The 5661-nt window shown below is 73.7% G+C and carries 4 protein-coding genes and 1 pseudogene; 4 read left to right on the top strand and 1 reads right to left on the bottom strand.

Translation table 11 applies throughout. The features are described 5' to 3' along the window. The 3 genes and pseudogenes from FV230_RS23745 to FV230_RS23735 all read left to right on the top strand — a co-directional run. Window positions 1-379, top strand: a pseudogene (locus FV230_RS23745) (nuclease); the annotation flags it as partial. 259 nt (window positions 380-638) lie between these two features. Next, on the top strand, window positions 639-1622 hold the full coding sequence (locus tag FV230_RS23740) for an SPFH domain-containing protein (protein WP_147844150.1): 984 nt from the start codon (window positions 639-641) through the stop codon (window positions 1620-1622). A 23-nt stretch (window positions 1623-1645) separates the two neighbouring features. Then, window positions 1646-2080: an NfeD family protein gene (locus FV230_RS23735; RefSeq protein WP_147844151.1), complete on the top strand. Its 435-nt coding sequence runs from the start codon at window positions 1646-1648 to the stop codon at window positions 2078-2080. Window positions 2081-2252: 172 nt separating this feature from the next. Here the strand turns inward: FV230_RS23735 and FV230_RS23730 are convergent, their stop codons facing one another. Beyond that, window positions 2253-5129: a phosphoenolpyruvate carboxylase gene (locus FV230_RS23730; RefSeq protein WP_147844149.1), complete on the bottom strand. Its 2877-nt coding sequence runs from the start codon at window positions 5127-5129 to the stop codon at window positions 2253-2255. Window positions 5130-5327: 198 nt separating this feature from the next. Here FV230_RS23730 and FV230_RS23725 point away from each other — a divergent pair, with 198 nt between their 5' ends. Then, entirely contained in the window at window positions 5328-5600 is a 273-nt protein-coding gene (locus FV230_RS23725; RefSeq protein WP_147728644.1) for a hypothetical protein, read from the top strand. The last annotated feature ends 61 nt before the right edge of the window (window positions 5601-5661 follow it).

Genomic DNA, 5661 nt, shown 5'->3' with positions numbered 1-5661 from the left:
GTGCAGGCCGCCCGAGACCGCCGACACGGTCGGCCTGCCCGAGCCGCCGGCGCCGCCCGCCGCCAACGCGATCAGCGGCAAGGCCGAGGTCATCGACACCGCGACCGTGCGCGTCGCCGGCAAGCTGATGCACCTGTTCGGCGTCGAGTGGGTGCGCGGCGGGCAGGCGGACGAGCTCACCAAGTACCTCGCCGGCCGGCCGATCACCTGCACGCCGGTGCCCGGCAGCGAGAACGTCTCCTGCACCGTCGAGGGCCGCGACCTCTCCGAGGTGGTCCTGTTCAACGGCGGCGGCCGCGCCTCGCCCGAGGCCTCCCCCGAGCTCGTCGCCGCCGAGGACCACGCCCGCACCGAGCGCATCGGGGTGTGGAAGCGCTAGAGCAGCGTCGCGCGAGGTGGACGCCGGCTCGCGTGAAGGCAACGCCATCTCACGAGGCGAGGAAGCGTGTTTCCGCGATCCGGTGATCGCGCAAAACACGCTCCAAGCCGCACGGGACGGACGCGTCGCCCGGACCCGCGCCAGCCGGGCGATGTGGGGAGGCACCGCCCCTGCGAGGACGAGCGGCGCCCGTTCGCGCCGTCGCCCCCGGCTGCGCTAGGATGCCGGCGCGCCGCGTCGGCGCCTTGCGGGGATGGCGATGAGTCTCTCGATCGGCCTGAGCACCTTCGCGGTCGTGGCGGCGATCCTCGTGGTCGTGACGCTGGCGGCCGGCATCAATATCGTGCCGCAGGGCTACGTCTTCACCGTCGAGCGCTTCGGCCGCTACGCCCGCACCCTCGAATCCGGGCTCGGGCTGATCACCCCGTTCGTCGAGCGCATCGGGCGCCGCGTCAACGTGATGGAGCAGGTGATCGAGGTGCCGAGCCAGGAGGCCTTCACCCGCGACAATGCCGGCGTCACCATCGACGCGGTGGTGTTCTACCAGGTGCTCGGCGCCGCCCGCGCTTCCTACGAGATCTCCAACCTCGACGTGGCGACGCGCACCCTGACGATGACCAACATCCGCACCGTGGTCGGCTCGATGGACCTCGACCAGCTGCTCTCGCACCGGGACGAGATCAACGAGCGGCTGCTCAGGGTGATGGACGCCGCCGCCTCGCCCTGGGGGGTGAAGATGACCCGCATCGAGATCAAGGACATCGTGCCGCCGGCGGATCTGGCCGGCGCCATGGCCCGGCAGATGAAGGCCGAGCGCGAGAAGCGCGCCTCGGTGCTGGAGGCGGAAGGCCACCGCCAGGCCGACATCCTGCGCGCCGAGGGGCGCAAGCAGTCGGCGATCCTGGAGGCGGAAGGCCGCAAGGAGGCCGCCTTCCGCGACGCCGAGGCCCGCGAGCGCTCGGCCGAGGCCGAGGCGAAGGCCACCGGCATGATCAGCGCCGCGATCGCCGCGGGCGACATCGCGGCGGCGAACTTCCTGGTTGCCGAGAAGTACGTCGAGGCGGTGCGCGCCATCGCCACCGCCCCGAACCAGCGCGTGGTGGTGGTGCCGATCGAGGCGGCGGCGCTCGCCGGGACGCTGGGCGGCATCGCCGAGATCACGAAGTCGGTGTTCGGGGAGGGCGCGGCGCCCGCGCGCCCACGCTCCGGTGCGCCGCCCAGCGTCGGGGTGCCGCGGACGTGAGCTTCTCCGGCGCCTGGTCTCAAATCTTGGCAAACGCCTTCGCGGATCTGGGTCCGGCCTGGGCCTGGATCCTCGCCGGCCTGGCGCTGGCCGGGCTCGAGCTGGCGGCGCCCGGCATCTTCCTGATCTGGCTCGGGCTCGCGGCGCTCGCCACCGGCCTCGTCGCGGCGCTCGTGCCCCTGCCGTGGCAGGCGCAGCTGCTGCTGTTTTCCGGGCTCGCCGTCGCCGCGGTGCTCATCGCCCGCCGCCTCGGCCGCGACCACGTCCCGACCCTCAACCGCGCCGACCGCGGCCTCGTCGGTCGCGAAGGCCTGCTCGCCGAGCCGATCCAGGACGGCGCCGGCCGCATCCGCTTCGACGACACCCTCTGGCGCGTCACCGGCCCGGACCTCCCCGCCGGCGCGCGGGTGCGGGTGACCGGCATCGACGGGACGGTGCTGGTGGTGACGGGAGCGTGAGGCGGCTGCGGCTCGGGCTGGCCGCATCGTTCGCCGCTCCGCCCCGTCATCCCGGGGCCGCGCAGCGGAGCCCGGGATCCAGTGCCGCAGGTCGATCTTCAGTCCGCACCCTCGGCGGCTCTGGATTCCGGGCTCGCCTGCGGCGCCCCGGAATGACGGGGGTGGCGCCCCCTCACCCGAACGCGCCGACCTCGTGCTGGATCATCCCCGAGATCTCGCGCACCTGGGTGAACATCTTGGCGATCGGCTGGAACAGGCCGGAATGCTCGGCCTCGTAGGTGCCGACGTCGCGCGGGCCGGCCGGCTCGCCGAAGTTGAGGCCGAGCGTCGGGTCGGGGGTGACGGGGAAGATCTCGTCGAGGAGCTTCAGGCAGCCGTCGATGTCGAGGCGCAGGAAGCGCTCCAGCAGCTGCTCGCGGCTGACGCCGGCCTGGGGCCGGAAGCCGGGGATGTGGACGGCGGTGAACCAGATCCGGTGGATCAGCGCGAGGCGGATCGCGTGGAGCAGGGTGAGGCGCACCGACATCTTCCGCAGGTCGGGGGCGGCGGCCTGCAGGCTCAGCGCGTCGGTGGTCAGCCGCCCGAACAGGCGGCGCAGGTTCGGCGCGAGGTCGAGGCGGTCGAGGACGCCGGCGATGACGATCAGCTCCTCGCGCCGGCCGTCCTTCTGGGTGCGGCGGGCGCGCTCCAGCCACACCGCGGGGTCCAGCGTGTCGATGTAGGCGCGCAGCACGTCGAGGTCGCCGACCGAGGCCGCGTGCTGGACCAGGCGGAAGGCGCGGGAGAACCGCACCGAGTCGCGGCGCATGTCGCGGAACAGGTCGGGCGCGCGCCCCGCCGCGCGGCCGAGCCCGTGCAGGGAGTTGGCGAGGTAGCCGAGCTGCTGCAGGATCGCGTTGTTGGGGATCGCCCGCATCTGGCGCGGATGGGTGATCAGCGCCGGCCCGCCCGAATCCGACTGCCGCGCCACCGGGCGCGAGCCGGTGCGGTCGATCAGCCCCGGGCCGAAGGTGCCGAGCAGGGCGGCGTAGCCGGGATCGTCGACCAGCGCCTCCATGTCCTGGCGCACGACGGTGAAGAACTCGAGGGCGAAGTCGGTCTCGGCGTAGACCGGATCGTCGGCGGCGTCCGCGCCCTCGGCCGCGTCGGAGAGGGCGTAGTCGGGGAAGGCGTCGTCCTCGGCCACGTCGAGGGCGTAGACGTGCTCGGCCACCCGCGCGATCGAGGCCTCGGCGATCGCCTGCGAGCCGAACAGCAGGTAGCCGTCGGTGCCCTGGAAGCTCGATTCGAGGCGGACCTTGATCCCGGCCTTCTGGTTGCGCGCGCGCGCATCCTCGGGGGCGAGGTAGGCGAGGCGGTCGCGCAGGGAGGTCGGGTGGGCGCCGCGGCCGATTGATTCGCCGTGGGTGTCGAAGATCGCCAGCTCGACGTCGGCGAGCCCGTTCGAGACCAGCATCTCGGTGATGCGCAGGCGCAGCCGCTCGATCCAGAAGGTGGCGGCGAGCTGGCCGACGTAGCGCCCGGAATCGGAATAGCCGAACTGCACGGTGAGGCGGCCGATGCGCTTGAGGTAGCGCCGCCAGTGCGGGTTGCGCAGCGCATCGTCGAGCACCCGGATGCCCTGCTCCAGGGCGCTCGCCGTCTCGAACAGCGGCGTGATCTCGAGCTTGTCGGCGATGCCGTAATGGCGCGCGAGCCAGAGCGCGGCCAGCAGCGTGTAGCCGGTCTCGGTCTCGGCGATGAGGAAGCGCACCGGGTGCGTGCCGTCGACGTGCTTGAGGATCTGCGCGATCGTCATCATCAGCCGGGCGGCGGAGGCGCGCTCGGCGGCGAGCGCGCCGAAATCCACCGCCACCGGCTGCACGTCGTTGAGCAGCGTGTGGATCGCCGCGAGGTGCGAGCGGCGCTGGGCGGCGTCGGCCGGCTCGCCTTCGAGGTCGATGACCCGGCGGACCGCGTTGTGGATCTGGCTGGCGTTGAGCCGGAAATGCGGCAGCGCGTTCGAGAGCCCGTGCGTGGCGATGCCCGAGCGCAGGACCGCGATCCTGCGCCGGTCGGCGTCCGTCTCGGCCGCGGTGACGGCGCCGGCGAGCCCGGCCAGCAGCGCGCCGGAATCGGTCTGCGCCCGCTCGCGCTCGATGATCAGCGCCAGCGCGAAGCGGTGCACCGCCTCGAGCGAGGGCTTGTCGCCGAGTCGCGGCGCCACCGCGAGCTGGCGGTTGACGGCGGCCAGCGCCTGCTCGGCGAGCGTCCGCACCACGTTCGCGGCGGGGATGGCGGGGAGGTGGCGCATCACCCGGTCGAGCTGCATGCGCTTGGATTCGAGGCGGTAGCGCAGGGTGTCCCACCAGCCGATGTCGGTGCGCCCGTCGGTGTCGCAGCCGACCCAGCTGGCGATGGCGAAGGGCTTCGGCACCAGCTCGGTCCAGCGGTCGGGCCAGCGCCTCTGCGCGGCGTCGAGCAGCGCGCCGTTGAACGCGTCCACAGCCTCGCGGCCGTGGTTGGCGGCCACGCAGGCCTGCTCGAACTCGCCGTCGAGGGTGATCGGCGCGTCCGGCCGGGTCGAGAGCCGGGCGGCCTTCTCGATCAGGGGCGCGCGCGCATCCGGGTCGTCGAGGCTCGCGGCCTCGGCGAGCAGGGCCGCCACCGCCTTCGGCATGCCGAAGGTCGGGTGCGCGGTGAACACCACGGCGAAGGCGGTGCGCGCGATCCGGTCGCGGAAGCTCTCGAAGGCGCCGGGCCGGTCGGGCACCGCCGCCACGAGGCGCGCCGGCATCGCCGCGTCGGCATCGGGATGGTCCTCGATGCCGACGTAGGCGCGCAGCCGCGCCGCGCGGTCGGCCAGCGCCTGCACCCGCAGGCGCACGAACAGCGCGTCGAGGTCGGCCTCGCCGATCTCGTCCCGGTCGAACCGGCGGGTGATCGCCAGCGTCACCGCCAGCACGGGGTTGCGGAACGGATCCTCGCTCGCCTGCTCGCGCGAGGCCTCGATCAGCCCGACGAGATGGCCTTCGAGCTCCTCCGGGTCGCGATGGGCGTGCGTTCGCATCGGTCAGGCTCCGGCAGGACGGGGGCAGGCGGCTTTTGGCGGGGACGCCCGGCGCGTGCAAGGCGCCGGCGGCCCGTGGCCGGAGAGGCAAGGACCGTTCCGCTCCGGCCAAGGTCTCGCCGCGGATCCCGGCCGCGTGCGGTCGCAGGCGTGCCCCGGGGTGCATGCGGCCTCCGCTTGCGCTAACGCTGCGGGGCAATGGAAACGCTCCTGATCCTGGCGGCCGTCGCGGCCTGCGCGGTGGCCGGCACGGTGGTGCTCCGGCTGCTCGCGCGCGGCCGACGCGAACCGCTGCGCCTCGACAGCGAGCACGACGCCGCCGACGAGGCGCTGCTGCTGGCCGAGATCGGCCCGACCGCGAGCCCGATCGACCGCTCCGGCGCGGTGCTCGACCTCGAGCCGATCCGGGCGGAGAGCCGGGAGGCGCCGCGCCTGGCCCGGCCCGATCGCACGGAGGGCGACCCGCGATGAGGACCTTTCTGCTCGCGCTGCTGGCCGCCGGGCTCGCCGCGGCGCCGGCCCAGGCGCAAGT

Source organism: Methylobacterium sp. WL6 (assembly GCF_008040095.1).
Classification (GTDB): Bacteria; Pseudomonadota; Alphaproteobacteria; order Rhizobiales; family Beijerinckiaceae; genus Methylobacterium.
Note: the sequence above shows the minus strand (reverse complement) of the source record. Positions and strands in the feature narration are given on the sequence as shown.

Coding starts and splice junctions, on each gene's coding strand:
- FV230_RS23740 (WP_147844150.1), top strand. CDS start 639: ATGAGTCTCTCGATCGGCCTGAGCACCTTCGCGGTCGTGGCGGCGATC.
- FV230_RS23730 (WP_147844149.1), bottom strand. CDS start 5,129: ATGCGAACGCACGCCCATCGCGACCCGGAGGAGCTCGAAGGCCATCTC.
- FV230_RS23725 (WP_147728644.1), top strand. CDS start 5,328: ATGGAAACGCTCCTGATCCTGGCGGCCGTCGCGGCCTGCGCGGTGGCC.